The sequence below is a fragment of the Geobacillus zalihae NBRC 101842 genome (assembly GCF_001544135.1).
Classification (GTDB): domain Bacteria; phylum Bacillota; class Bacilli; order Bacillales; family Anoxybacillaceae; genus Geobacillus; species Geobacillus zalihae.
This window is the reverse complement of the sequence record NZ_BCPV01000055.1, coordinates 1-24,610: the sequence shown is the minus strand read 5'-3', so window position 1 is coordinate 24,610 and position 24,610 is coordinate 1. Positions and strand designations below refer to the sequence as shown.

Here is a 24,610-nt window from a genome sequence, read left to right as displayed (position 1 = left end):
TGTGAGTTATAACGTATAAAATTTATTTTTAAAAGAAAAAATTAATAAATCGTGTGCCTATGAAATTCGGTATTTTTTCCTAGGATCCGCATCACGAAACCCTTGATATAACAGCATTTTGGTCATTTCCATTTGCCTAAAATGACCTCAAAACTGTCGAACTCGGGGGAAGCATCCAATACGATAACACATAGGCCAGGCAGCCGTAGGCAATGATGTAAAACGTCGGCCCCCCTTTTCCATAGGCCCAACCGCTTCCGCCAAGGAACGTGAACGTTGTGTAAATTTCACCGGCCATCAGGAGGAAAACGAAAACTGTGCCAAATCCGCGCCCACCGACGGTCCATTGCTCCAAATTCATGTCTTTTCCTTTTCGCGCCTGCACTCCTAGATAAAGAGACAGCAACAAGAAAGCAAAAATCATCACTAAGGCCGAGTTCATGTCTGCTCATCCTCCTTCACCGCAGGGTCAAAACGATACACGATGGCCATGATAACCGAAGTGGCGATCACCCAAGCGACCAGCCAAAAGAGAAGCAACGGCATGCCAAACACGTACGGAGTCACTTGATTCACAAAAGGAACGCCGCCGAGCATGCCGATAAATGGGACAATCATTAACCAACGGATGCTTTTCATCTTCTCTCCCTCCTTGGATATGTCAAGCGAAAACAGCTATTCCGCCCCCGCCAACAGTTTCAACGTCGCGGCGACAAACATTTGCACGCCAATCTCAAGCGCGTCTTCGTCAATCGTAAAGCGCGGGTGGTGGTGCGGGTAAACGATGCCTTTTTCTACATTGCCCGCGCCGACGTAGAAAAAGCTGCCGGGCGCTTTTTGCAAGAACGCCGAAAAATCTTCGCCGCCCATGTTCGGTTTCAAGCGGGCCACTGCCTCTTCGCCGAACAGCTCGCGCGCTGTTTCCTCCATGACGCGGGTCACTTCATCGTAGTTAATGACCGGGCGGTAGCCATAGTCAAATTGAAACTCATACGAGGCGCCGTGCGCTTCGGTGATCCCTTTGACAATACGCTCCATCCATTGCGGCACCGTCTGGCGCAGCTCGGCGTCGAACGTGCGCACTGTCCCTTGAATTTCGACTTCCCCTGGCAGGACATTATGGGCCGTACCCGCCACAAATTGTGTCACGGACAGAACAAGCGGCTCGAGCGGATCGACATAGCGCGAGACGATGTGCTGCAAGTTCGTCACGACTTGCGCCCCGATGGCGATCGCATCGATCGTTTGATGCGGCATCGCCCCGTGGCCGCCTTTGCCGATGATGCGGATGAAAAAGCGGTCGGGTGCGGCCATCATCGGTCCATACACAATGCCGATTTTTCCGCGCTCAAGCGGCGACCAAAGGTGGGTGCCGATGACGACGTCCACCCCGTCCATGACGCCAGCTTGCACCATCTCTTCCGCCCCGCCGGGGAACAGTTCTTCCGCGTGTTGGAACAAAAAGCGAATCTCGCCATGAATGTGATCACGAAGCTGGGCAAAAATTTTCGCCGTCCCCAACAGCATCGCCGTATGGCCGTCATGCCCGCACGCATGCATGACGCCTGGGGTTTTGGAGGCAAATTCAAACGTGTTTTCCTCTTGAATCGGCAGCGCGTCCATATCGGCGCGAATGGCGACGACCCGGCCTGGCTGTTGGCCAATAAGGCGCGCCATGACGCTCGTTTTCGTCGGGCGGGTAATCTCGAGACCGCCGAACGATTGCAGCGTCTCGTAGACAAACTGCGCCGTTTTCTCTTCCCGAAACGACAATTCGGGATGGGCGTGCAAGTGGCGGCGCCAGGCGATGACGTCCGTTTTCACTTCATCGACGAGCCGTTTGATTTCTTCCTTTGTCATCCATAATCTCCCCCTGTTCGTTTGTCTTTTTCGTTATTCCCCTTGGGCTAGTTGCCACACCGTATGATAAAGCACCTCTGCTCCAGCGGCGCAGTCTTCTTTCGTGCTCCATTCCGCCGGACTATGGCTCACCCCGTCTTGGGAGCGGACAAAAATCATCCCGATCGGGCAAATCGGAGCCAACTGTACGCCGTCATGGGCTGCGCCGCTCGGCAGCCAAAACGGCGGATACCCGAGCTGCTTGCACGCTCTTTCCGCGGCCTGTTTCACCACCTCGGAACATAACACCGGCGCCATTTCTTGCAGTCGCTCGGTCGTGAGGCAAACGTTCCGCTCCTTGGCGATCGTCTCTGCCCGCGCGGCTATGGCATTCCATACTTGATCGCGCACCTCAGCCTTCAAGTCGCGCAAATCGAGCACAAATTCGACCCGTTCCGGAATGACATTAATACCGCCCGGATATACATGCAACTGTCCTACAGTACCGACCGTTGTCCCTGTTCGTCTTGCTTCCTCTTCGATCACTGTGATGATCTGGGCAGCCGCCGCCATCGGGTCGCGCCGCAACGACATCGGCGTGGCGCCGGCATGTTCTGCCTTTCCTTCGATAGTAAATTTCACCCAAATCAGACCGGCGATGCCAGTGACGATGCCAACTGGAAGACCAGCCTCCTCCAGCACCCGTCCTTGTTCGATGTGCAGTTCGACATAGGCTTTCACCGTTCCTGGTTTTCGTGCTGCCTGCGGCAAGCGGTCCGGGTCAAGCCCCGCCTGTTTCATTGCTTCAGCGAGGGAAATCCCTTCCGCGTCGCGGCACTCGAGCGCTTCCGGAGGCAACGTCCCCGCCATCGCGCGGCTGCCGATCATGCCGAAACGAAAGCGCGCTCCTTCTTCGTCCGTAAACGCCACTACTTCAATTGGATGGTGCGTCACAACCCCGTGCTCGTTCATCGCCTGAACAACTTCCACGCCGGCCAACACCCCGAGCGGTCCATCAAAGCAACCGCCGTTGTAAACCGAATCGAGATGAGACCCAACAAGGACGACCGGAGCATCCGGATTCGCCCCTTCTTTCCGTCCGATCAAGTTGCCAGCCGCGTCTTCATATACGAAAAGCCCCGCTTCGCGCATGTAGGAAGCGACGAGATCTTTGGCCCTCCGTTCTTCAGCAGTGAACGAGAGGCGCGTGACGCCGCCGCTTGGTTTCTTGCCGACCTCCCCTAGTTCCATGAGCCGTTGCCAAAGACGTTCCCCTTGAATCAAGCTATCCTCCCCTCACGCCAATTACGGATGATTTTCGGATATGTCCTTAATTATAATGGAAATAGAGTAAATTTTCAAATAATACAAATAATAAAAATGTCTTCAAGACAACAAAAAACTTCTGCCTGGCGCTAAAGGCAGAAGCTGATCGAGCGATTATAAGAAAATGCGGTATACTTTGCGCGGACGCCCGCGCGGATACGGGTTTGTCTCCCCGGCCACTTCGGCAAGGCCCACGGTCTCCAATTGGTTTAAAATCCGGCGGGCGCTGCGCGGCACAATCCGCATATAAGAAGCCAACTCATGCGCTTCGATCTCGTTGGTTCCGCGTTTTTGCAATATGGCTTTCAATTTGCAGAGCGTCGCGGCGCTTAATCCCGTCCGCTCCGCCAGCTGCCGCAGTTCTCCGCCGCCGAGCGAATAGCGGAGGTGCACACTTTTTCCTAACGGACCCGAGATCGTTCCATCATCAAACACCACCATCCACGCACCCCGTCCGCTTTGTTTCGCATGCAAAAACGCCTTCCCAGCCTGAATTTCGGCCTCATACGCCGTTCGGCCGATGCCGATTCCGCACGCGATGACTTCGTCGTAAAGGAGCTCCGTCTCCTCGGCCGAGGGGACCGTTTTATAGCCATCGGTGATCTCTTTTAATGCGCCCCTTGTCGTAAAAATGACATAGCGGCCCGGTCCGGCGCTTTTCAGCGACCCTTGGACTTTTTTTGCATACCGTAGCAATTTTTCCGTTGTCTTCATCTCCAGACGATATATGTCATCGGTCGAAAATGTCTCTGGGGAGGCCGCCTGCATCGCATCGACTTCAATCATTTGCACGGCGATTTGCGCATCTTGCGCCTGTAGCATCTGTCCGGTGCGAATGATTGTTTGGATGACCGCTTCCACCGCCGAGCGGGCAGGCAATACCCGATACACCGGCATCCCGAGTTTCTCCAGTTCGAGATGGGCTGTCCGCAAACAGGTGACCGCTGCTTCCGTTTTCCCTTGTTTCCAAAGGGTGTAATGATAGTCGGACAGTTCCTGGGCCGAAATGCCTCCCTCGTAATGCTTGACGTATGGAATCGGTTCTTCGATGCCCGCCTCTTCCAGCAGCCGTTCGATTTCGCGACGCTCGTACGTGTCAAAACTAAGTCGGCTGACCGGAATCTGCTCCGTATAGTGCGCCTGCAGCAGTGTGCGGTACAAGCTGGCACCAATATGTGGAACATAAAACAGCGGCGCATCGACCTCACCGGACTGCTTGACGATCGAATACGGCACTTGTCCGGAAAACAGCCACATATCAACCTCTGACGCGAGCGGGCGGATCAAATCGATCACTTCACTTTCATCCCAATACACAACGGGAACGCAAACAAGCTCTTTGTACTCTTGCGCCACCGCCTGAATAATTGACAGCGAATCGTCCGCACCAAATATGCCTAATCGAATACGAATGGAGCACACCTCCTCACTATCCCCGTCCTATCGGCAAACAACACCCTCGTCCGATTCACTTTCTTCCTCAAACTCCCCCAACGGCTCGTTGCAGATACAAAAATGCATCACCACGTTTTTAGAAAGCGCCTAAACGAACAATCCTCAGCATCGCAATGCCATCCAATTCCTTCAGCAGGCAGCGCCTCCCGCCATCGCTGGGGACGAACCATCGCCAGAGAACAGATGGGGCACAGCTGCTTTCTTTACCCCTCTTTTTCTGCTTGTGTAGCGACCGGTGCGTATAGCGAAACGCCTGTCGCTCCACCCACCACCGGCCGCCCGATCGACTCGTAGATTAAGCCGGCGGCTTCTGCCGCCTTCGGGTCGTAACAATTCCGCCCATCCACCACAACCGGTGTTTTCATCAGCGTCTTGTAGCGGTGAAGGTCAAATTGCAGCACAGCCGGCCATTCGGTGAAAATGAAACAAACATCCGCGCCGCGAATGGCTTCCTCAATCGTCTGACAACAAACGACCGCATCGCCAAAACGGCGGGCGACATGTTCGAGAGCGGCTGGGTCCCAGACGCGCACGGCGGCCCCTTCAGCAATGAGCCGTTCGATGTTCGCCAATGCCGGCGATTCGCGCACATCATCGGTGCCCGGCTTGAATGCGGCGCCAAGCACGGCGACCGTCCGGTTGCGGAAATCCCCAATGTGCAGACGCGCTTTGTCAAGAAGCTTCCATTTTTGTTTCTCATTGACGTCCATTGCCGCCCATACCGTTTTGAGCGAATAGCCGTGAGAAGCCGCCAACGAATAAAGCGCGCTCGCATCTTTCGGCAGGCATGAGCCTCCATACCCGACGCCTGCGCGCAAAAAGCGGCGGCCGATGCGCGGATCCATGCCGATTCCTTCCGCCACCGCCTGAATGTCGGCGCCTACCAACTCGCATACATTGGCGATCTCGTTGATGTAGGAAATTTTCAACGCCAAAAACACATTGGCCGCGTACTTGATCATCTCGGCGCTTCTCCGGTCCGTCACGACGTACGGGAGCGCAAACGGGGCGTAGAGGTCCTTCATCATCCGCTCCGCTCTCTCCGATTCGACGCCTAACACAATGCGCGGCGCCTGCAACGTATCGCGCACCGCCGTTCCTTGTGACAAAAACTCCGGGTTGGACACAATGTCGATGCGCACCCCAGAGCGTCCATTTTCTGCTACAAAACGCGCGGCCTCATCCCCTGTGCCGACCGGAACCGTCGATTTGATCGCCACCAAACAGTCGCGCTCCACCGCCATCGCAATGCGGCCGAGCGCCTTCCAAACGGCGTCAAGCTGCACAGAACCATCCGGCAGCGGCGGGGTGCCGACCGCGACCATGATCACTTCCGCCCATCGATACGCTTCCGCATCGTCTGTGGTAAAGCGAAGGCGGGCGCTGTTCCGTTGGATGAGCGGTTCGAGCCCCGGTTCATAAATGGGGACGATTCCTTCATTCAACCGCCGAATTTTTTCCTCATTGACATCCACGCATATGACATCATGCCCTTTATCAGCCAGGCAGGCGGCGGTCACCAGCCCCACATATCCCGCCCCGGCGATCGTGATTTTCATCGTTCCTCACACCTTTTTGATCCATTGCGGCTATTGTCGCTTGTTCTCATTATATCGAATCGCCTGGGGATTTTCATTGTTTTCGCCTAGCCGCTGAGTTCACCGGTTGTGCTCTGCGGCCAAAAGAAAACCGGGAGGAGCCAAACCCCCGGTTACATGACATTTGCTTCTTGACAGCCAATCAACCACAAAACCGCCGATCAACGATTTCTCCACGATCATTTCTTATTCAAAATAATGCCGAACCGCATCCGCAATCGCGGTCGTCACTGCTTCCTGATAGTCGTCTGTCGCCACCGTCGCCGCATCTGTGCGGTTGCTTACATAGCCGAGCTCAAGCAATACAGACGGTCTGTCGTTTTCCCGCAGCACGTAATAGTCGCCAAACGCAACGCCGCGGAAAGGCAGTGCGGCCAATCGGGAAAGCGGGTCTTCGAATGATTGCGCTAAGCCGTAATCGGCAAAACGGTCGTAGTAATAAACGGTGATGCCGCTCGCCTGTTGGTCGTCTGCGCTGTCATAATGCAGGCTGATAAACGCATCCGCTTGATACAGGCGCGCCATCGCCACGCGCGCGGACAGCGGCACATACTCATCGCTGGAGCGCGTCAGCACGACGCGGGCGCCGTAAGATTGCAGCTTGTTTTTTAGAAGCCTCGCCGTTTCCAACGTCAACTCCTTTTCCTTGACGCCATCGGCACTTTTCGCACCGCCGTCTTTGCCTCCGTGGCCAGCGTCAAGAACGATCGTTTTTCCGGCCAGCGCCTGAACAGGACCGCGCGTCCAGCTGTCTACATAAAGGCGGGAGTCGCTAGGCGCGATGGCTGAAAGCAGCGAGCGGTCAGCCGACTGGGGCGCTTCCGCTTCCTTTTCATTAGCTTGTCCACCCTTTACCTGCACATATGCGGATGACACCCACCCATCAAGCCCTGTTTGGGAGGCAATTTTGTACCATCCCGGTTTCTTTTCCACAATCTCGACCTCTTCGCCCCGGACAAGGCGTCCGACGCGCGCTGCCTTCAATGACGGCTCAGCCCGAACGTTGAGCGAACTGGCGTTGACGATTCCGGTTTGATGCGAAATCGATGACTCCCGAGCCGCAGTGAGGTATGCTGAAGACACCCAGCCGATCGCACCGTCTGCGATCACTTCCGTCCATTCCCCATCTTCCTTGATGATCCATACCGTTTCTCCCCGCGCCAAATGCCCGATAATTCGCCCATCTCGGCTCGGCTCTTGTCGAAGGCGGAGTCGGTTTTCTTGCACGATGGCCGTCTCTTTTGCCAACGCGACGTACCGCGCGGCGATCCACCCGGTTCGATTCGGTTTCCACTCGATGTTCACCCATCCATCCTTGACCTCGATCAGCCGATACGCCTCGCCGCGGTGAACGTTCGCCAATGGACGGTATGGCACCCCCGGCCCTTGGCGGACATTCACGCGATCCGCCGTCACCACAGCCAGACGCTTCGTTTCCTCCATTTCCTTTTCCCCTTTCGCCCCCACCGGCCAAGCAGCCGCAGCCAGCCATAGCAAACAAAACAACAGGGCGAGCCATATTCCTCGCCTCATGCGCATTCCCTCCCCCGTTGTCTCCAATTTGTCTACTATATCGTTCGCGCACAACGGGGAATTTCCTGTCTGTCACTTGGGAAAACCGCTCGACAAAACTAGCGGGGCGGCATCCATCAACCGACAATAGCTCTCCTTTTTCTGCATGATGCCTCTTCACACGACAGCAGCCACAACGCGCAACCCAGTCGAACCATCCAGCTACGGCCGACATACCACCATCGCTTCTCTAACCGATGTCCGAATGGATAAGCCGTCCCCATGAAGAAACACGCAGAAGCGCCAAAAGCGCTCCGTGCTCCAACGGGAGACGGTGTCCTTTGTCGCGCTGGAACCATTCAATGACGCGCATTCCATTGGGAAAACGGTGAATGAACAAGCACCAAAGTGTTTCAAAAAATCCAAAATATTACAAATACTTCATACCCTCTATTTTTTGGTAAAACGTCCGTCTCGCCACTGCTTGTTCGTTGTAAGACAGCGATTCATCCAAAAATCGCTGCACCATTTGCGACAGCTCATATTTTTGGCCAAAAAAGCGGCGCTGGCGCACCCGTTTGATTTCATGATTCTGCTGTTTGTTCATGCAGCACTTCTTATACTTTTTCCTACTTCCACACGGGCATGGGTCATTCCAGCCGATCGACATGCGTCATCCTCCTCTCCCATCTTTCTTTTTTCAATATTTCCATCAATAATGTTTAAATTCTACTATGGACAGGATAAACTACTATTATACAAAACGTTTATCCGAAAGGAGACGAGGGCTATGAACCCCGACAATCTTGCTAAACTGATCGACGAATTGTCTGCCATGTTCCATCCGACAGAGCGGGACCGTCCACACGGCAGATGGGTTGAGGCGCCAAAGAGCGCACCCCCTTCCAAACGGCGGCGGTCCAAAACAGCCTACCAGCTGAAAATCACATTAAACGGCATCCGCCCGCCGATTTGGCGGCGCGTCCTTGTTCCCGGACATGCGACATTTCACGAGCTTCATCTCATCATCCAAGAAGCGATGGGATGGGAACAAGCCCATTTATACGAATTCGATTTCGGAAGCGTTCTCATCGGCATCCCTGACGGCTGGGATTCGTTTCAGCTGGAAAAAGAACTGATGGACGCCCGCCGCATCCCATTACAGCAATGGCTGACGGAAGAAAAACAAAAGTTTCTATATATTTACGATTTTGGCGACTACTGGCGCCATACCGTCACTGTTGAAAAGATTGAAACACTCCCAAAACCGTTGGAACGCGCCGCTTGCCTGAAAGGAAAACGGGCGTGCCCTCCCGAGGATTGCGGCGGCGTCTATGGCTACCTGGAGCTGCTGGAAGCGGCGGCGCAAAAAGACTCTCTTGCCGATCCCGAATTGCGCGAGCTGGTAGACTGGATGTACGACATGAAAGGCGAAGATTTTGACCCTGATGCCTTTGACGTCGAGGAAGCGAACGAGCGGCTGGCCTATATCCGATTGTAACGCATGCGAAAGAAGGTATCCGTCATCTCTCAAGGGCACCTTCTTTCGCACCCATCTGTCCTTTGTTGCCTGCTTTGTCCATCGCCTTACAAAAATCCCCGTTCAGCAAACGTCTCCCAGACGAGCTCCTCGAGCTCCTTGCGCAACTCAGCTGCATCGACTCCTTCAAGCAACCCGTCCTTTTTCCATGTTCGGATCGCTTTGTCGATCAAGCGATGGACTTGATCAACGTCCCAGCCCTCGCAATCAAACAACTCCTCAACTTGGTCAAGCCATTCCTCAATCGCACGGTCCAGCTCATCGCCATCCTCCATCCCACCGTCGTCGAACCAGATCTCATCACCGTCATCCCCATCGTCAAAGAGCCACTCATCATCATTCTCGCCCTCATCATCTCCATCATCGAGCAACTCTGTGCGAAATAAAAACAATTCCATCACAGCGGCTTCCACTTCCTCTACAGGAACGCCGTAGTGTTCCGCAACCTTTTCCATATTGACAAATTCTCTTCCAGCCATTTCACTCGCCAAATAACGGAGTGCAGCCGCATACACAGCAGGATTCTTGATGACCGGTTCATCCATTTCGCAATATGCGCGCCAAAGGAACGCAGCCTCGCTGAGCACTAGGGAGGAGGTTGTTTCTTCCTTTTTCTTTAATTCGCGAAAAACATCATCTTGATCTCGATCCCCCCAGTCCTTTTCGCTCAGCAGCTGCCACAACAGCTCATGGACCGCTATTTCAAGCAATTCCGGAAACGACTCGCGCAAAAACACTTCACACGTTTTCATATCCGGATTCCATTCCGCTTGAAGCGCCCGCGCAAGCCGATCCTTCCCGCTCTTTGGAATCGGCAGCACCTTCATGAAGTACGCCCACTCGTCCCCATGCGGAACGAGGCATCCTACTAACACGTCCCCCTCCCTAGCAGACGGAAGCTCCTCCGGCGTCAAAAAACGGACGTACTTTTCTTTTCTGGTCAACAGATCGCGTACAAGGAAACGCCGCTCATCCTCGATATGAATGATCTCGTCAAACGACGGAACCGCCTCGTCCCATCGCTTCAAATGAGTTTGCACTGCTGGACGCCATCGCGTGCGGCGCCGGCTTCTCATATAGGCTGAAAAAATTGTCATCCCTTTGTCATCAACGTGTCTGTGAAAAATCGCCCAGTTCGTCAGCAATAAATTGGCGCTGGTCTCCAGCTCGTTAGGAAGCCCTTGAAATGGAGAACCAGACATCATGAAAGCAAGCTCTTCCTCATATCGCTCTAACGCAAACGAAAACACATCTTGCATACATTTGGCCACTTCACGGTCAATTAGAGATTCTATCGATACTGCTTCTTTCTTCCCACAACAATGCTTGTACGTTTTCCCACTGCCGCATGGACAAAGATTGTTTCGCGATGCCTTCACCATATAGCTACCTACTTTCTTTGTATCATAGTCATTGAACGTTCTCCCCCTCTACGCTAACGCTCGGGCCAGCTAAACACTTTGGGGAGACATTCACGATCAACGTGTGATGGAACTGCTTTCAGCAACACATATCGCAAGCACTTTGGGACTTCCGCCGCTCATGTCGAGAACATCGATTCGCATTCCATTTTTTATCAAAAGGTGCCCTTGGCTTTTTCAAAACATGCCATATTTCCTTCTCCAAGGAGAAATCAGCCAATCCATGATTTTCATCATCTTTGGCGAGGAGACCCCGACTTCTAAGCGAGAGCGAAAGTCGGGGAGGAATCGCCCTTCCTCCTTTCTTTTGTATATGATAGAATAAGAATGTGGAGAAAACCGTTGAATCAAGGCACTCCAATCCCCGTTACTCGATGTAGGGAGTTGGTTGCAGGAAACGTTGCAACCGTAAAACATCGAGCGTACATCCGTCTGTTGTGCGTGGAAGTCAAGTACTGCCTACAGACATGCCGAGCCACTCGGTAGCGATATAGGCATGACCTATGTCGTTGGGTAGTCGTCAACCTGCCCCTGATGCAACCCCAAGTCAAGGAAGGAGGACGAAGTCCGTTCGCACTTCTGGGGAGTTGCAAGCCCCCACTTCAAGCGTTAGCTAAGTGGGGGTAGTTGACGCCGGTTGACACTCCGCACTCCTAAAGGTGTAGGATTCTTGGATCATTCGCGTCCTCATCCGTTTCTCGGTAAAACGAGAAAAACCCTGCTTCTCAAGCACACGTTATGGTGATGGCCCAAAATCCTAAGAATAGAATATGAATGACTCTTACCATTGGGCTTGCCTGCATAATGGAGAATCATAGAGGCCGAGCCGAGAGAAACAAGCGCCCCGTCATTCATCGGGACGCCTACGGCCGGCGAAGCAAACGGGACAACGAGGCAAGCAGGCGCTCTTGAAACGCAGCCCGTTCTTTCTCCACCTTGTCTGGCCACTCTTGCAGCGCCTGAAGCCACGACTCTACGTACGGAGAGAAAGACGGCGGATATACGCGGGCAAGATCGTCCAGCTTGCCGTTGCGATCGGTCGCGGCGACGATATACATGCCCGGCAACAGATGCGGCTCTGCCCGCTTCGGAATGTCCCATGTCACCGTTCGGTTATGGGCAAGCCAATCCAGCACCGCCTTCCCCTGTTCCACACGCTTGACGCGGAAAAACGAGAAACCGACGGAAAGGGGAATAGGCAAACCAAACAAACGAGCAAGCTGCCAAGCCATCAGTTCCTCATCCGCCTTTCCGTTCTCGCCCCTCCATTCATCCAGCAAAGCAAAGCAATGTTCCAATTCGCTTCTGACCTCTTCCAGCACGGCACAAACAACAGTTCGATGATTCGTTCCATAACGGCGGTCCAGCCAATCGGCCCACTCAAGCAACATATCGAGCGCTCGGCTCACCACTTCCCATGAAAACGAACTCCATCTTGACGGGATTTGATCGACGATGCATTGTTTCCAGTCTTCTTCTCCTACGTCCTCCCACGATGAAAACGTCCGCCCGGTCATATATTCACACACGAGCAAAACCACGGCCCAACACGCCTCTTTGGCCTCTTTTTCTCCGCTCACGATGACTTCGTTATAAAACGCCAATGCGTCATCGGTAAAATACATCCCTTCCCATTCCGCGCGGATCAACAATGTCTCGGTTCTTTCCGGCCCCATCCATTTCATTTTCCATAAGTCCGAAAGACGATGTGATGAGCTAAACGGAGATGGGGGCAATCCATAACGGGAGCGAATGGGATTCACTCCGATGAGCACCGGCAAATTGGCTCGTTCTTGCATGTTAAACAAATGGAATTCATACTCTTTCAGCCACTCATCCACTTCCTGCACACGCCCCTCGCGCGCCATTTCGTGAGGGGTTTTTCCATTCCATTTCTCAAGCGGGGTGTGAAGGGCTTTTTCCATTTGAACATCCAATCCGGCCATCGTTGCCACCCAAGGGGGAGAGTCTGGGTCTGAATCAATATGAAGCGAAACGTTTTCGATCCCTTTTCGGCGCAAAACGGCTTCTGTCCCCCGTTTTCGTTCTTTTGGGGAATACCCAAACGCCTGCAGCAGCGACACGAGCTGTTCGGCCGTCCCTTCCTCCTCGGTAGACAACACGAGACGCGACCGATGAGCGGATAATGACCCGCCTAATTCAAACACATGAATCGGCTTGGGGGAAATCACTCCGACATAATGGTACACATTGGTGCACCATGAACCTTCCACTTTCTCCCCATCGTCATGATCAATGTGAGCGCGTCCGATCGAAGCAAGCTTCCTCATCGCCTCAGCGGCTTCCTGGCATTCGTATTCATACGTCCATCGCGTGCGCTCCTCTTGCACATCGTCCGCCCTCGGAGGATAGCCTGCATCAACGATATCGAGAAAATGTTCAACGGCTACCTTTTCATACGGCCAATCGGTTTGCGTCAACAAGACGCGAATGTTCTCTTCCGCCCGTTCCACGCCCTTCGGATCCACAATCGATGATACACCGCAAACGTAATAGCCGCCGTCAAAGGGCTCCAAAAAGGCAAACATGCCGCCCCAAGGGCGCACAACCTCCAATGTCTCGCAATACGGCATGAGAAGTTTCTCGCCCGTCAACCGGTCGACCGCCACTCCTCCTTCATCATGCAAATCGACAAATTGCACAAGGCGCGGCACAAGTCGAACCCAGCGGTCCAACATTTCCTTGAGCTCCGGAGACAGACGACGCCCTTTTTCCTGTTGAAACCATTCAACGCCGCGCAATCCATTCGGATAACGATGGAGGAAAAAACGCCAAAGCGTCTCAAACACCTTCAACTCTTCACGATGATCCTTTTGTTCGATCATTCGGCGAAATGTACGGTTGACCGCTTCGCGTTCATCATAAGACAGCGATTCATCCAAAAACCGCTGCACCATTTGCGACAGCTCATATTTTTGGTCAAAAAAGCGGCGCTGCCGCACCCGCTTGATTTCACGCTCCTGCTGTTTGTTCATGCAGCACTTCTTATACTTTTTCCCGCTTCCGCACGGGCACGGGTCATTTCGGCCGATTGCCATGCAAAATCCTCCCTTCTAATCTTTCCTTTCCAAAACGGCGACCAAGATATTAAAAACGGTCGGAATTGCGCACAAAGCCATTTTTCCCAATCCATTATGGATTCGGTCAAAACGGATCGTTCCCCGCCGCTTTTTTTGGAGTTTCACGAATGGAACGTATTCCATTCCCTGTTTCTGCTTATAGAGAGCTTGGGTTGAGCTCCATGATGGTTGAATGAGAGAGCCCTTGTGGAACCGGCTTTCCTTTCTGACGAAATGCCGCTGACTTGCGCGCAGCGCCCGTTTTTCTGCCAGCTTCTAGATGAATCCCCGATCGGTGAAGATCTCCCACGCTACATCGCGGAGTTCTTTACGCAATTCTTTTTCATTCACTTCCTCGAGCAGGCCCTCATTCCGCCACGAACGGATGGCGCGGTCAATATGACGGTTGACTCGCTTCTCGTTCCATCCTTCACGCATCAACATCAGATCGATGTCATCGATCCATTCATTGATGCGCGCATCAAGCTCATCCCCTTCCTCTTCGAACCAGTCTTCCTCCCAGTCATCGAGCCATTCCTCGTCGTCTTCATCATCAACAGCCATCAGGAAAAAATCCAACGCCGCCGATCGCACATCTTCTGGCATCACGTCATACCGATCGGCGATGTCTTCCACCTCCGATCCTTCCGCCTTCATCAAATGCCCAGCCACATAGCGGAGCGCCGCCGCGTAGACGGGGACCGAATAAGGGAGGCGGGATGTTTTTCCGCAATAGATCGCCCATATGGCGAACGCTTGATTGAGCAGCGCCGCTGGCGCCTCCAGCTCGTTTTCATCGAGCTCGCGAATGACGGCCGCTTGTTTCGGATCATCCCATTTGAACTGTTTGGCGAACTGCCAAAGCCACTCCAAGAGCACATCGGAAAGCACAGCGACGAACCGATCGCGCATCCATAAAGCCGATGGCTGACCGCTCCACTCCCCTTCTTGTTGAATCGCCCGAAGCAATCGATCTTTCCCTGACGCCGGGAGCGGAAACACCGCTGTGAAACACGTGAACACGTCTTGGTACGGCACAAGGAAGCCGAACACCACATCTCCTGTTTCGATCACGCTCGGCCATTGATGGGAAGCCAATAAATGAACGATCTTTTCCCCTCCCGTCAACAAATCCCGGACAACGGGGCGATTGTCGTCATCATAGCCGATGAACTCGCCAAGCGACGGAACGGCTCCTTCCCACCTCTCGATGTGAGCCTGAACGGACGGGCGCCACCGCTCCCAATGACGGCTTTTCCGGTAAGCAGAAAAGATCGTTTGTCCTGTTTCATCAAGCGGCCAACAAAACAACATCCAGTTCACCGCCATGATCTGCACGCCAAGCTCGAGTTCCTCCGGCATCTCATCAAGCGGGAACTGGTCTAAAAGCTCTTCCGCCTCCCTCTCATACCGCTGTAAAACAAACTGACGCATATCATTCATGCATTCGATCAACTCGCGGTCAATCAATGACGAAATCGAAACCGCCTCTTTTTTTCCGCAACAATGCTTGTACTTTTTCCCGCTTCCGCACGGGCATAACGCGTTCCGCGGCGTTTCCGCCATATTCGATGCACCTGCTTTCTTTTCCATTTGGACTTTTTCTATTCCTATTATACCATCATCGATAGACGTTCAACCATCACCAGCTTTCTTTCTATCAAAACGCGTACACGTTCAAAAGCTCGCAATGTCCTTTCATGCCGGCTCGAGAACAGACGCGTTTTGTCACATTGCCCCTCTTTTTTCGACACGCTGTCACATGCTATAATAGGATGATAAGGAATGGATCGGAAAGGACGGACCGACATGTTGCAGACCACGATCTCCAAACCGCTTTTGCGGCAAGCGGCAGAAGAATTGGTGAAAGAATTGCCGTTTCCTATTTTCCACAATCTCATTCAAAAAGGGCGCGACTTATCAAGAAACGGGTTGGTCTATAACGTCATGGTGATCAACAGCCACGAAGTGGAAGGGGTCGTTTCCGACATCACCCCCCATGATGTCATGCTTGATTTGGCCAACATCACCCGCCGCCATCGCTGCCCATGCGGGACGGACGGGCTATGTCCGCATATTTTGGCGCTGTTTTTTTACGTATACGGCAATGTGTTCGACAGCGGTGAGCTGTTCCGCCTTTGGAAAAAAGGGCAAATCGGCGCGTTGTGGAAAGAATCCGCTGTCCATGAACCAAAAACGCCTGCTCCAAAACGCGCGGGGAAAACGGCAGGCCTTTCGATCACAGCCAATGAAACGGTTGAAGATTGGCGGGGCCAGTTCGAGAAACAGTATGAAGACTTTTTCTCCCGCCATCAAAACGGCCAAAACTGGCCGTACCGTTTAGCCTTCCAGCTGCTCCCGAAACTTGGCAAAAACGAAGGGAAGCAAGCTGGCGCCCGTCCGTTGCGGGAGCTTCATGCCGCCCTCTTTTTGTTGGAAAAGCTTCGGCAGTACGGGGAGGCGCAAGGGTGGAACGACGTCGTATTCGCCTCTTACGGACAGTTTTCCTGGCAGCAGGACGTCAACTATGTCGCCGACCGCGCCTTTGACGCCTTGGAAAAATTGTCTACTCAATCGCTGCCGCGGTCGCTCAACGCGTTGATTGAACAGACGATTCCGTATGTTCGTGATGTACTGTTTTTGGACGGAGGACTGTCATCATTCGGCTATGACTTTTACACAACCGCGTGGGAATCGCTGTTCACCAAGCCCACATGGCGGCAAGAGGAACGAGCCGAACTCCTTCGGCTCGCCAAAGACCGAGACGACATCCGCGCCGCTATGGCGGCGGCTCATCTTTCCTTTTTGCTTGGCGAAGACGACGAAGCGATGGCGCTTTACCGCGCGTTCCCCGATCAGGCAGGCTTGTTTTTGATTGAATGGATCGGGCGATTCATCACCAACGGCCTCGTCAAGCGGTTTGAATCCGTTTGGGAAAAAGCGAAGGACGATTGGCCGCTTTATCTTTCCCACATGTCCGACCTCGCCCGGGGAAGTTTTTTGGACGAAGCGGTTCATTTGTTTGAAATGTATGCCCGCCAACGAAACCGACCGGATGCATGGGAAGATTTTTTGCAGCGAAGCCTTCCGTACAGCGTCAACGAGTACACCAACTTTTTGTATCGGCAAGGACGCTACCGGGAAGTCGTGGACCTATTCTTATGGGCGAACATCACCGCCGATGAATTGCATCCACAGCTGCTTAAAACATTGCAAGCGCGCAATCCAGAACTCGTGATGCCGTTATATCATCGGGCCGTGATGAGGCGGCTGGAAGAAAAAAACCGGGCGAGCTACCAAAGGGCGGTCCGCCATTTGAAAACGCTGCGGACCCACTACCGTTCGATGAAGCGGCTCGACCAATGGGAAGCCTATCTCGAGCAACTGCTCGCCAAAACGGCGCGCATGCGCGCGTTTCATGAAGAATTGAAGAAAGGAAAATTGCTCTCATGAACGTGTTGCAGACGATTCGGCTTTCGTGCAAGTGGGACGAAGAAGATCAATGCTTCGAACTCTCAAGCTCCACGCCTGTCTCGTCATGGGCGTCGACTTTGTTCGCTTGGCACGAAGAGACGTTTTACGGCACCTTGCTCGATATCGACCATGACGGTGAAAACGGGATCGTGCGGCTGTCGCCGTGGCAGGCGCTCACACTGTTCGCTTTGCGTCCGCACTCACGCTTTTCCGCCATTGAATGGGCAGACGAGTTCACCGCCCGATTGGAAGAGTGGGCGAAGCATATTTGGAACGGTTTGCGCGAACGCCGCTTCCTTCCAGATGCTTCCTTGTGGAAAAGCACAGGCGGCGCATGGAGCGAAGCGGGTCGCACCCGCTGGCGCGGCGCGGATGACGATCCCGATCCGTTCGTCGCCACATGGCGGTCGCTTGCGGTCGCCGACTGGCTCTCACGCGACCCGGAACTTCGCGGCATTTGGGGCGAAATCGTTCGCACTTATCCATTAATCGCCTCCCCCAGCGGCCAATGGATCGGAACGGAAGACGATTGGCTGGAACAAATCGGCTGGCTCGGCGACCGGCCGCCGTTTACGGTCGGGCTTCGCCTCGTCGAGCCGTCCGAGGAAGGCGACGTATGGACGCTTGAAGCGGTGCTAATCGCCGTCGACGACAGCGTCATCGCACCCGCAAGCGACATTCCGCGCGCTTGGCGCCCATATGAATCATCGGTCTCCCGGGCCATCCGCCGCATTCATGTGATCGTGCCGTGGCTTGGCGATGAAAATGAGTCTTTGCTTCATGAACTGTCTGACGAACAAGCGTGGCGTTTTTTGTCCGAAGACAGCTTAAAGCTCACCGAAGCGGGCGTGCGCCTGCTGCTTCCCGACTGGTGGCACGATATCCGCCAGGCGCAGCTGTCGATCAAAGCGAAGCTGTCGCCTTCCGTCAACGCGGAATCATTATTCGGCCTTGAGCGCCTCGCGGACTTTGACTGGAGGGTGGCGACCAACGGGATTGAGCTGACAGAAGAGGAGTTTGCCGCTTTGGCGGAACAAAAGCGGCGCCTCATCCGCCTGCGCGGCCAATGGCTCATTCTCGATCCCGCCCTTGTCCGCCGCGCACAGGCGCTCATGGAAAAGGCGAAAAAAGAAGGCGTGCCGATCCACGACATCGTGGCGCAAACGCTGCTTTCGGAAGCAGAGGAGCGCGAAGAGGCAGCGGACGAATCGATCCCGATCCACATTGACGTCCACGACCAATTCCGGGCGTTTATCCGCCAGCTCCAGCAGCTTGATGGATTGCCGAAAGCGAATGTGCCGCCGTCTTTTCACGGCACGCTCCGCCCGTATCAGCAGCGCGGCGTCGACTGGCTCGTCTTTTTGCGCCGATTCGGCTTTGGCGCCTGCTTGGCCGATGACATGGGGCTTGGCAAAACGGTGCAACTGCTCGCCTATTTGACCTATGTAAAAGAAATGGAGCGGCCGGACACGCCGGCCTTGCTCATCTGCCCGACCAGCGTGATCGGCAACTGGCAAAAGGAATGCGCCCGCTTCACCCCAGACTTGCGCGTCTACGTGCACCATGGACCGAACCGGGCGAAAAACGATGCGTTCGTGCAAACGGCAGGCGAGGCCGATCTCGTCATTACGTCTTACAACCTTGCTCATTTGGACCAAGACGATTTAAAACAGATTCATTGGCATGCGATTTGCCTTGATGAAGCGCAAAACATCAAAAATGCGCAAACAAAACAAGCGCGCGCCATCCGCCGCTTGAGCGGAAAACATAAAATTGCCTTATCCGGCACGCCGGTTGAAAACCGTCTCGGCGAACTTTGGAGCATCTTCCACTTCCTCAACCCGGGCTACCTCGGCAGTGCGGCCGAGTTTGAACGCCGATTTGCCGGACCGATCGAAAAAGAAGGAGATGCCCGCAAAAAAGCGGCGCTGCAGGCGCTCATCCGCCCATTTCTCTTGCGGCGGACGAAAACGGATGAAGCGGTTGCGCTCAACTTGCCGGATAAGCTTGAACAAAAAGAATATTGCCCGCTCACGGCCGAACAGGCTGCCTTGTACGAGCAGCTCGTCAACGACACACTCGAACGGGCAAAGGAAGCCAGTCCGTTTGCGCGGCGCGGCTTGATTTTGCAAATGCTAAACGGTGTTAAGCAAATTTGCGACCATCCGGCGCTGTATTTGAAAGAACGCCGACCCCGCCAGCTCGTCGAACGGTCGCACAAACTCGAAAAGCTCATCGAACTGATCGAGCAAATTCGCGCCAACGACGAATCGTGCCTCATCTTCACGCAATATGTGCGAATGGGCGAGATGATCCAGCAGCTGCTTTCCGACCTGTTTGATGAGCGGGTGTTGTTTTTGCACGGAGGCGTCCCGAAACAAACGCGCGATCGAATGGTCGAGGAGTTTCAAGCACGAAAAGCGCCGATTTTCCTTTTGTCGCTCAAAGCAGGCGGCACTGGGCTCAACTTAACAGCGGCCAACCACGTCATCCATTTCGACCGTTGGTGGAACCCGGCGGTGGAAAACCAGGCGACCGACCGCGCCTACCGCATCGGACAGACGAAATTCGTCCACGTCCATAAATTGATCACCGTCGGGACAATCGAAGAAAAAATCGACGAGATGCTCGAACAAAAACAAGCGCTCGCCGACATCATCACCGAAGGCGAGGCATGGATCACCGAACTGTCCGATGACGAACTGCGCGACTTGCTCGCCTTATCGGCCGCAGCGAAAGGAGGCGCTTGAGCATGGCGGAAGAAAAACGAAAGCGCAAGAAAAAAACGGCGGAAAACCCGTGGGAAAAGCTGCTGAAGCGGATGGAAGAGAAAATGAAGGAGCGGGAAAAGCGTCAAAAACAACCGTAAAGGACAGCACGCAGGCGATGAACATCCTGTTGGACACAGAAAAAACTTCATCCTATTTCGCGCAGGAGACTCCCACTTCAACGACCAAAGGGAGTAAGTGGGAGAGGAATGCGCGTTCCCCCTTTCTTTTGTGTATGATAGAATAAAGGCGTGGAGAAAACCGTTCAATAAAGGCACTCCAATAACTGCTACTCGATGTATGGAGTTGGTTACAGGAAACGTTGTAACCGTAAAACATCGAGCGTAGGTCCGTCTGTTGTGTGTGGAAGCCAAGTACTGCCAACAGACACACCGAGAGAATCGGTAACGATGCAGGCATGACCTGCGTCGTTGGGTAGTCGTCAACCTGCCCCCTGATGCAACCCCAAGTCAAGGAAGGAGGACGAAGTCCGTTTGCACTTCTGGGGAGTTGCAAGCCCCCACTTCAAGCGTTAGCTAAGTGGGGGTAGTTGACCAACAAGTGTTGTTCTTTGTCCAGCCATGAAAAGGATCATCCAGGCACGTGTGTTCATCGAAACATCTCATGGGCAACGTTTTGCCCTTCACCCGGGCATGAACATGAATCATCAAGGCACGCGCATTTTCACGGAAAGGTTCATGGGCAGCACGCTTTGTCCTCCACCCGGGGATGAAAATCACGCGCCAGTCCTGCATTTTCACGAAAACAGCGTGGGATTGATCCCACGCTGTTCGCTTTCAAGCAGTCCTCTCGGCATCTTGTCAATGAAACAATTCGGCCATGTCGATTGCAAGCCCCGGAAAATACACGGAGCGAACCGTTCCCGTTTTCACTTGAACATCCGCCTGCTCATACAGCCGTTCCTCATTGAGCACATACACCGTCACAGCCTGCTTCATCGGATTGACGATCCAATATTCATGGACACCGCATGCCATGTACAAATTGAACTTGGTGACAAGATCATGCGCCTGGTTCGACGGACTTAAAATCTCGACGATCAGCGGCGGCACTCCGATATACTTCGTTCCATCCAACCGTTCTTCGCCGCAAATGACCGTCAAGTCGGGAACGACCACATGTCGTTCTCCTGTTTGCTCATCAACAAGCTCCACATCAAGCGGCGCCGCCAGCACATCGCACGGCTTTCCTCGAAAAAACAAACTGAACTGAAAATGAAGCCGGCTCGAGATGAGCTGATGCCGCACGCTTGGCGACGGGGTCATATACACGGCCCGATCAATATACTCTAAACGATCATCGCTTTGTTCACGCAGGACCCAATAGCGCTCATACGACACGCCAGAAGCAAGCGGCAAAGACAACGAAGGCCCCTCCCCATTCCCTTTTTTCTCAGTATACTGGATGGCTTCGAAAGGGGCAATGGGAGGTGAAAAGGGTCTTCCCTAAGAATCCGTCCAATGGATTGAAGTCAGCGAATATGAATGCAAAATCTTCCGTTTTATACATTATGAACATTTTTTGGATCCATATCCGCCAAAATGGTTTCGTCCGACCGACTCCTAGGAGAACAACGCGGCTCCGACTGCCGCTGGCTATTATGGTCTATCGCGCAAACAAGTCACGTTTATGTCAAACCGAAGCCCTTCGCACAAGGCAAGAAACATGGCCGGCCAAATGTGAAAAAGGACCGGCCGCCAACCTTCCCCATTCATAGAGAAGGTTTGTCGCACCGATCCTTTCCCTAAACGGAAGCATACATCCGATCAAGCTCTTGCGCTTCGTATTTCGCAAACGGGTCGATCAGGGAAATTTTTTGCGCCTCGGCATCGCCGACGCCGGCGTACAGCTCAGCCGTGCCGTCGCCTTTGCGGATGAGTCCGCCGCTGAAAACGACGTTCGCCAAATCCGGCCGTTTCGCCGGTCCGTCTAAAAAGTGGGAGCGAAGCGCAAGCAATTCCAGCTCTGAGCGCTCCATCGTCTCCGGGTTCAACACGAACACCATCGGGTAGTAATGGCGGTTGCCGTGCTCGTCAAAGCAAGCGATATGGCCGAGCGCCCCAACAAGCCCGTTCGCCAGCAAATGCGCCTCGTTCACGCCGCCCCATTCTTCATCCGTAAATTGGGCGTCCAAAATCGGCGCGGCCTCGATCACGTCCGGCGTCAACTCATCGAGCGAGAAAATGCGGGTGAACCCGATTTTCCCGCGGCCGCCTTTTTCCCCTTGCGGCCGGGTGAACACGCCGATCGACCCATCTTTCAGCTCGACAAGGCGAATGTCTTTCATCCCATCCGGCCCTTCGGCGAACTTTTCTAAGCGGCGAATGTTCGGTCCGCGGTAAAAGACCGTCCGCCAGCTATGCTCGCCAACAAACACCGGATGCGGAAACGTCTCCACGCCGCCGAACACCAACTGACCGTGAATGCGCGCCACAAACGGATCCTGCAAGGCGAACACCGGCGCCCCTTCACGAGGAACCCAGACGCCGTCGCGCTCGACGAAAAAGTACACTTCCGATTGCTCGCTGTCGCGCGCCTCGACGCGCCCAGCGATCACCCATTCTCCTTCATCCACAAACGGTGCGGAAATATTATAAACGTCCCGGTCCCCGACACCCGCAAAGCGAAGCTTTTCCGGCTCAAACGGCTGTGGGGCCAGGCGGAATTCATCGACTAATACTTGACATGTCTTTAATGTTGGCGATTGAAACAACATAATCATCCCTCCGGATGGCGCCCAAAACGCTTGCATAAGCGTTTTGGCCGTTTTTCCTGGTCGCGGTTCGAACAGGAAACCCCACTCCCTTTTACACCGGCTTCGTCATTCGGACACCAACGATGATGCCACCCCCCGTCGCCGGATCAGGAAGTCAATGAAACTCATTCATTCGTGTGTTCCTATTATAATATGATATGAGAAAGAAGGAAACACGTTATTCGTTGCCAAAAAAAGAAGGGCCAGGACGAAGTCAAGGCCCTTTTTCTCCCTTTATTGGCGCTGTTGGACAAAACGGATGAATGCTTGATCAATGTCCACGACCACAAACTCCACATCCTCGACCGGACCAAGCACCTCGACAAACAACTGCGCCACGTTTTCTTTGTCAAGCCTTCCGACGCCTGTCCCTAACGCTGGCAGCGCCGCCTTCTTGATTCCGTGCTCCCGACAGTGCGCGACAAGCCGCTCGAGACACGCCCGGACGATGTCATACGATGTCGCCCCTGCAGGTTGCTTCATCGTCACTAAGTGAATCACCCCGCGAAACGGCAACGAGCCTGCTCCTGTCACGTACAAATCGCCGGGCTTAGGGTCTTGCGCTTGACAGACGCGGATCGCTTCCTCCTCGATCACACGTCCCCCCGCCCGACGGATCGCCGCTGCCACCCCGCCGCCCATCGGTCCGATGCCGTTGGCGGCATTGCAAATGTACTCGACCCCTTCAACCTTCGTCAAATCGCCGACCATCGCAGAAATCACCGTTCATCCCTCCTGGCTTCGCCTCTCGGCTATTTTGCGCAAAAAATCACAAAGGACAACGGCATGGTTATGTCGTTCATTTTTTGCTGCATACAACAGCGTCACCACTCCGGAAAGCGACAACAGCTCATCCACAAGCTCCTGCTTCGTTTCCTCTGTTTCCAACTCCCGCTCATATGCCCGCGCAAACTCGGCAAACCGCTCTGGCCGATGGCCAAACCATTGCCGCAGCGCTGGACTCGGGGCAATCTCTTTCATCCAGCGGTCGATGCGCGACTCGGCCTTTGACACCCCGCGCGGCCAAAGGCGGTCGACGAGAATGCGGATGCCGTCATCCTGTCCGATTGGGGTATGACTCCGTTTTAGCCTGTAATAACCCATACCGGTCGCCTCTTTCCTGCCCTATACGTTTACCTCGTCCCACTTGGCTTTTACCACTAATGTCCCACCCGTTCTCCTCAACATTTTTTCCAGCTTCATCAAATAAGTCGATTTCAAAGCAGGCGTTCTCACACGGGTAGTCACGATTCTCCCTTCGAATCGATATCCAGGCAGCCATTTCCCTAACTGTTCGATTGTTCGGGCGATCTGGTGTACAGCTTGCTTAAGGTCAGACCCTTTTAGTTCGATGAAAAATGCCCGATCTCCTTCGATCACTAAAAATAAAAAGTCGCATTTTACCCCCTCTTTAATCAAACAACCGTCTACACGGTACAGGGCCACCCTCTTTTCCCTCTCATTGACAAAACGAACCCCTCTCCCGTTTTCCTCAACAACTGCTAGTTTTCGACGGTCGCAATAGTGTAAACAACTTTCCCAACCTACAACCGCCATGTTTACTCCCCCGCTTCCTCTGCCTCCATGAGTTCATCAAGTACGCGGTTGATCGCAGATGATGCTTCATCGATCGCTTCGGCCTGTATGAACTGTAATTCATTATCAATAATGCTTCGATAATGGAATTTCCCTCCTTCACTCTCTAGCATGTAGGCCTTTAACCGCTCTGGAGAAAGGCGCAGCTTTCGGTCCACAATTGGATGCACACGTTGATCCAGTTTGTTTCCGATTTTGGCAGCGTACAAATAAATATTAAAAGCA

At 53.8% G+C, this 24,610-nt stretch carries 18 protein-coding genes and 3 pseudogenes; 3 read left to right on the top strand and 18 right to left on the bottom strand.

Annotated features, from left to right (window positions below; translation table 11 throughout):
- Positions 1-166 precede the first annotated feature (166 nt).
- The 9 genes and pseudogenes from GZ1_RS13565 to GZ1_RS19655 form a co-directional block, all read right to left on the bottom strand.
- Positions 167-442 (bottom strand): annotated as a pseudogene (locus tag GZ1_RS13565) (sodium:solute symporter family protein); the annotation flags it as partial.
- Complete coding sequence (locus GZ1_RS13560; RefSeq protein WP_011232711.1) at positions 439-639, bottom strand: DUF3311 domain-containing protein; 201 nt, start codon at positions 637-639, stop codon at positions 439-441. The gene GZ1_RS13560 and the pseudogene GZ1_RS13565, both read right to left, overlap by 4 nt.
- A gap of 36 nt (positions 640-675) precedes the next feature.
- On the bottom strand, positions 676-1,860 hold the full coding sequence (locus GZ1_RS13555) for a M20 family metallopeptidase (protein ID WP_060788686.1): 1,185 nt from the start codon (positions 1,858-1,860) through the stop codon (positions 676-678).
- 33 nt (positions 1,861-1,893) lie between these two features.
- The gene (locus GZ1_RS13550) at positions 1,894-3,123 is read right to left on the bottom strand and encodes a Zn-dependent hydrolase (protein ID WP_060788685.1); all 1,230 of its coding nucleotides are present in this window, start codon (positions 3,121-3,123) and stop codon (positions 1,894-1,896) included.
- Between the two features lie 156 nt (positions 3,124-3,279).
- Entirely contained in the window at positions 3,280-4,587 is a 1,308-nt protein-coding gene (locus GZ1_RS13545) for a helix-turn-helix domain-containing protein (RefSeq protein ID WP_015375950.1), read from the bottom strand.
- Positions 4,588-4,823: 236 nt separating this feature from the next.
- Positions 4,824-6,179, bottom strand: coding sequence for a UDP-glucose dehydrogenase family protein (locus GZ1_RS13540; RefSeq protein WP_015375951.1), 1,356 nt, complete (start codon positions 6,177-6,179; stop codon positions 4,824-4,826).
- Positions 6,180-6,404: 225 nt separating this feature from the next.
- Complete coding sequence (locus tag GZ1_RS13535; RefSeq protein ID WP_050572294.1) at positions 6,405-7,751, bottom strand: N-acetylmuramoyl-L-alanine amidase family protein; 1,347 nt, start codon at positions 7,749-7,751, stop codon at positions 6,405-6,407.
- Between the two features lie 409 nt (positions 7,752-8,160).
- Positions 8,161-8,337, bottom strand: coding sequence for a hypothetical protein (locus GZ1_RS19420; RefSeq protein WP_014195142.1), 177 nt, complete (start codon positions 8,335-8,337; stop codon positions 8,161-8,163).
- Positions 8,338-8,355: 18 nt separating this feature from the next.
- Positions 8,356-8,400: pseudogene (locus GZ1_RS19655) on the bottom strand (SEC-C metal-binding domain-containing protein); the annotation flags it as partial.
- A 120-nt stretch (positions 8,401-8,520) separates the two neighbouring features.
- Here GZ1_RS19655 and GZ1_RS13525 point away from each other — a divergent pair.
- On the top strand, positions 8,521-9,231 hold the full coding sequence (locus tag GZ1_RS13525; RefSeq protein WP_011232727.1) for a plasmid pRiA4b ORF-3 family protein: 711 nt from the start codon (positions 8,521-8,523) through the stop codon (positions 9,229-9,231).
- A gap of 86 nt (positions 9,232-9,317) precedes the next feature.
- Here GZ1_RS13525 and GZ1_RS13520 read toward each other — a convergent pair whose 3' ends face one another.
- The 3 genes from GZ1_RS13520 to GZ1_RS13510 all read right to left on the bottom strand — a co-directional run bounded on the left by GZ1_RS13520 (position 9,318) and on the right by GZ1_RS13510 (position 15,364).
- Positions 9,318-10,652 carry an SEC-C domain-containing protein gene (locus tag GZ1_RS13520; protein ID WP_015865238.1) on the bottom strand — a complete coding sequence of 445 codons (1,335 nt, stop codon included), beginning with the start codon at positions 10,650-10,652 and terminating at the stop codon, positions 9,318-9,320.
- Positions 10,653-11,554: 902 nt separating this feature from the next.
- Positions 11,555-13,750 carry a YecA family protein gene (locus tag GZ1_RS13515; protein WP_060788684.1) on the bottom strand — a complete coding sequence of 732 codons (2,196 nt, stop codon included), beginning with the start codon at positions 13,748-13,750 and terminating at the stop codon, positions 11,555-11,557.
- Positions 13,751-14,047: 297 nt separating this feature from the next.
- The gene (locus GZ1_RS13510; protein ID WP_060788683.1) at positions 14,048-15,364 is read right to left on the bottom strand and encodes an SEC-C domain-containing protein; all 1,317 of its coding nucleotides are present in this window, start codon (positions 15,362-15,364) and stop codon (positions 14,048-14,050) included.
- Between the two features lie 216 nt (positions 15,365-15,580).
- Here GZ1_RS13510 and GZ1_RS13505 point away from each other — a divergent pair, with 216 nt between their 5' ends.
- A complete protein-coding gene (locus GZ1_RS13505) occupies positions 15,581-17,224 on the top strand; it encodes a hypothetical protein (protein WP_060788688.1) in 1,644 nt (547 codons plus the stop codon).
- On the top strand, positions 17,221-19,995 hold the full coding sequence (locus GZ1_RS13500; RefSeq protein ID WP_060788682.1) for a DEAD/DEAH box helicase: 2,775 nt from the start codon (positions 17,221-17,223) through the stop codon (positions 19,993-19,995). The genes GZ1_RS13505 and GZ1_RS13500 overlap by 4 nt, the downstream gene beginning before the upstream one ends.
- A gap of 839 nt (positions 19,996-20,834) precedes the next feature.
- Here the strand turns inward: GZ1_RS13500 and GZ1_RS13495 are convergent.
- The 6 genes and pseudogenes from GZ1_RS13495 to GZ1_RS13470 all read right to left on the bottom strand — a co-directional run.
- Complete coding sequence (locus tag GZ1_RS13495) at positions 20,835-21,398, bottom strand: Uma2 family endonuclease (RefSeq protein ID WP_020755177.1); 564 nt, start codon at positions 21,396-21,398, stop codon at positions 20,835-20,837.
- Positions 21,399-21,778: 380 nt separating this feature from the next.
- Complete coding sequence (locus GZ1_RS13490; protein WP_060788687.1) at positions 21,779-22,750, bottom strand: MTP-1 family protein; 972 nt, start codon at positions 22,748-22,750, stop codon at positions 21,779-21,781.
- 273 nt (positions 22,751-23,023) lie between these two features.
- A complete protein-coding gene (locus GZ1_RS13485; protein ID WP_060788681.1) occupies positions 23,024-23,512 on the bottom strand; it encodes a macro domain-containing protein in 489 nt (162 codons plus the stop codon).
- 3 nt (positions 23,513-23,515) lie between these two features.
- Complete coding sequence (locus GZ1_RS13480) at positions 23,516-23,893, bottom strand: DUF488 domain-containing protein (protein WP_060788680.1); 378 nt, start codon at positions 23,891-23,893, stop codon at positions 23,516-23,518.
- Positions 23,894-23,914: 21 nt separating this feature from the next.
- The gene (locus GZ1_RS13475; protein ID WP_011232737.1) at positions 23,915-24,346 is read right to left on the bottom strand and encodes a hypothetical protein; all 432 of its coding nucleotides are present in this window, start codon (positions 24,344-24,346) and stop codon (positions 23,915-23,917) included.
- A 2-nt stretch (positions 24,347-24,348) separates the two neighbouring features.
- A pseudogene (locus GZ1_RS13470) lies at positions 24,349-24,610 on the bottom strand (AAA family ATPase); the annotation flags it as partial.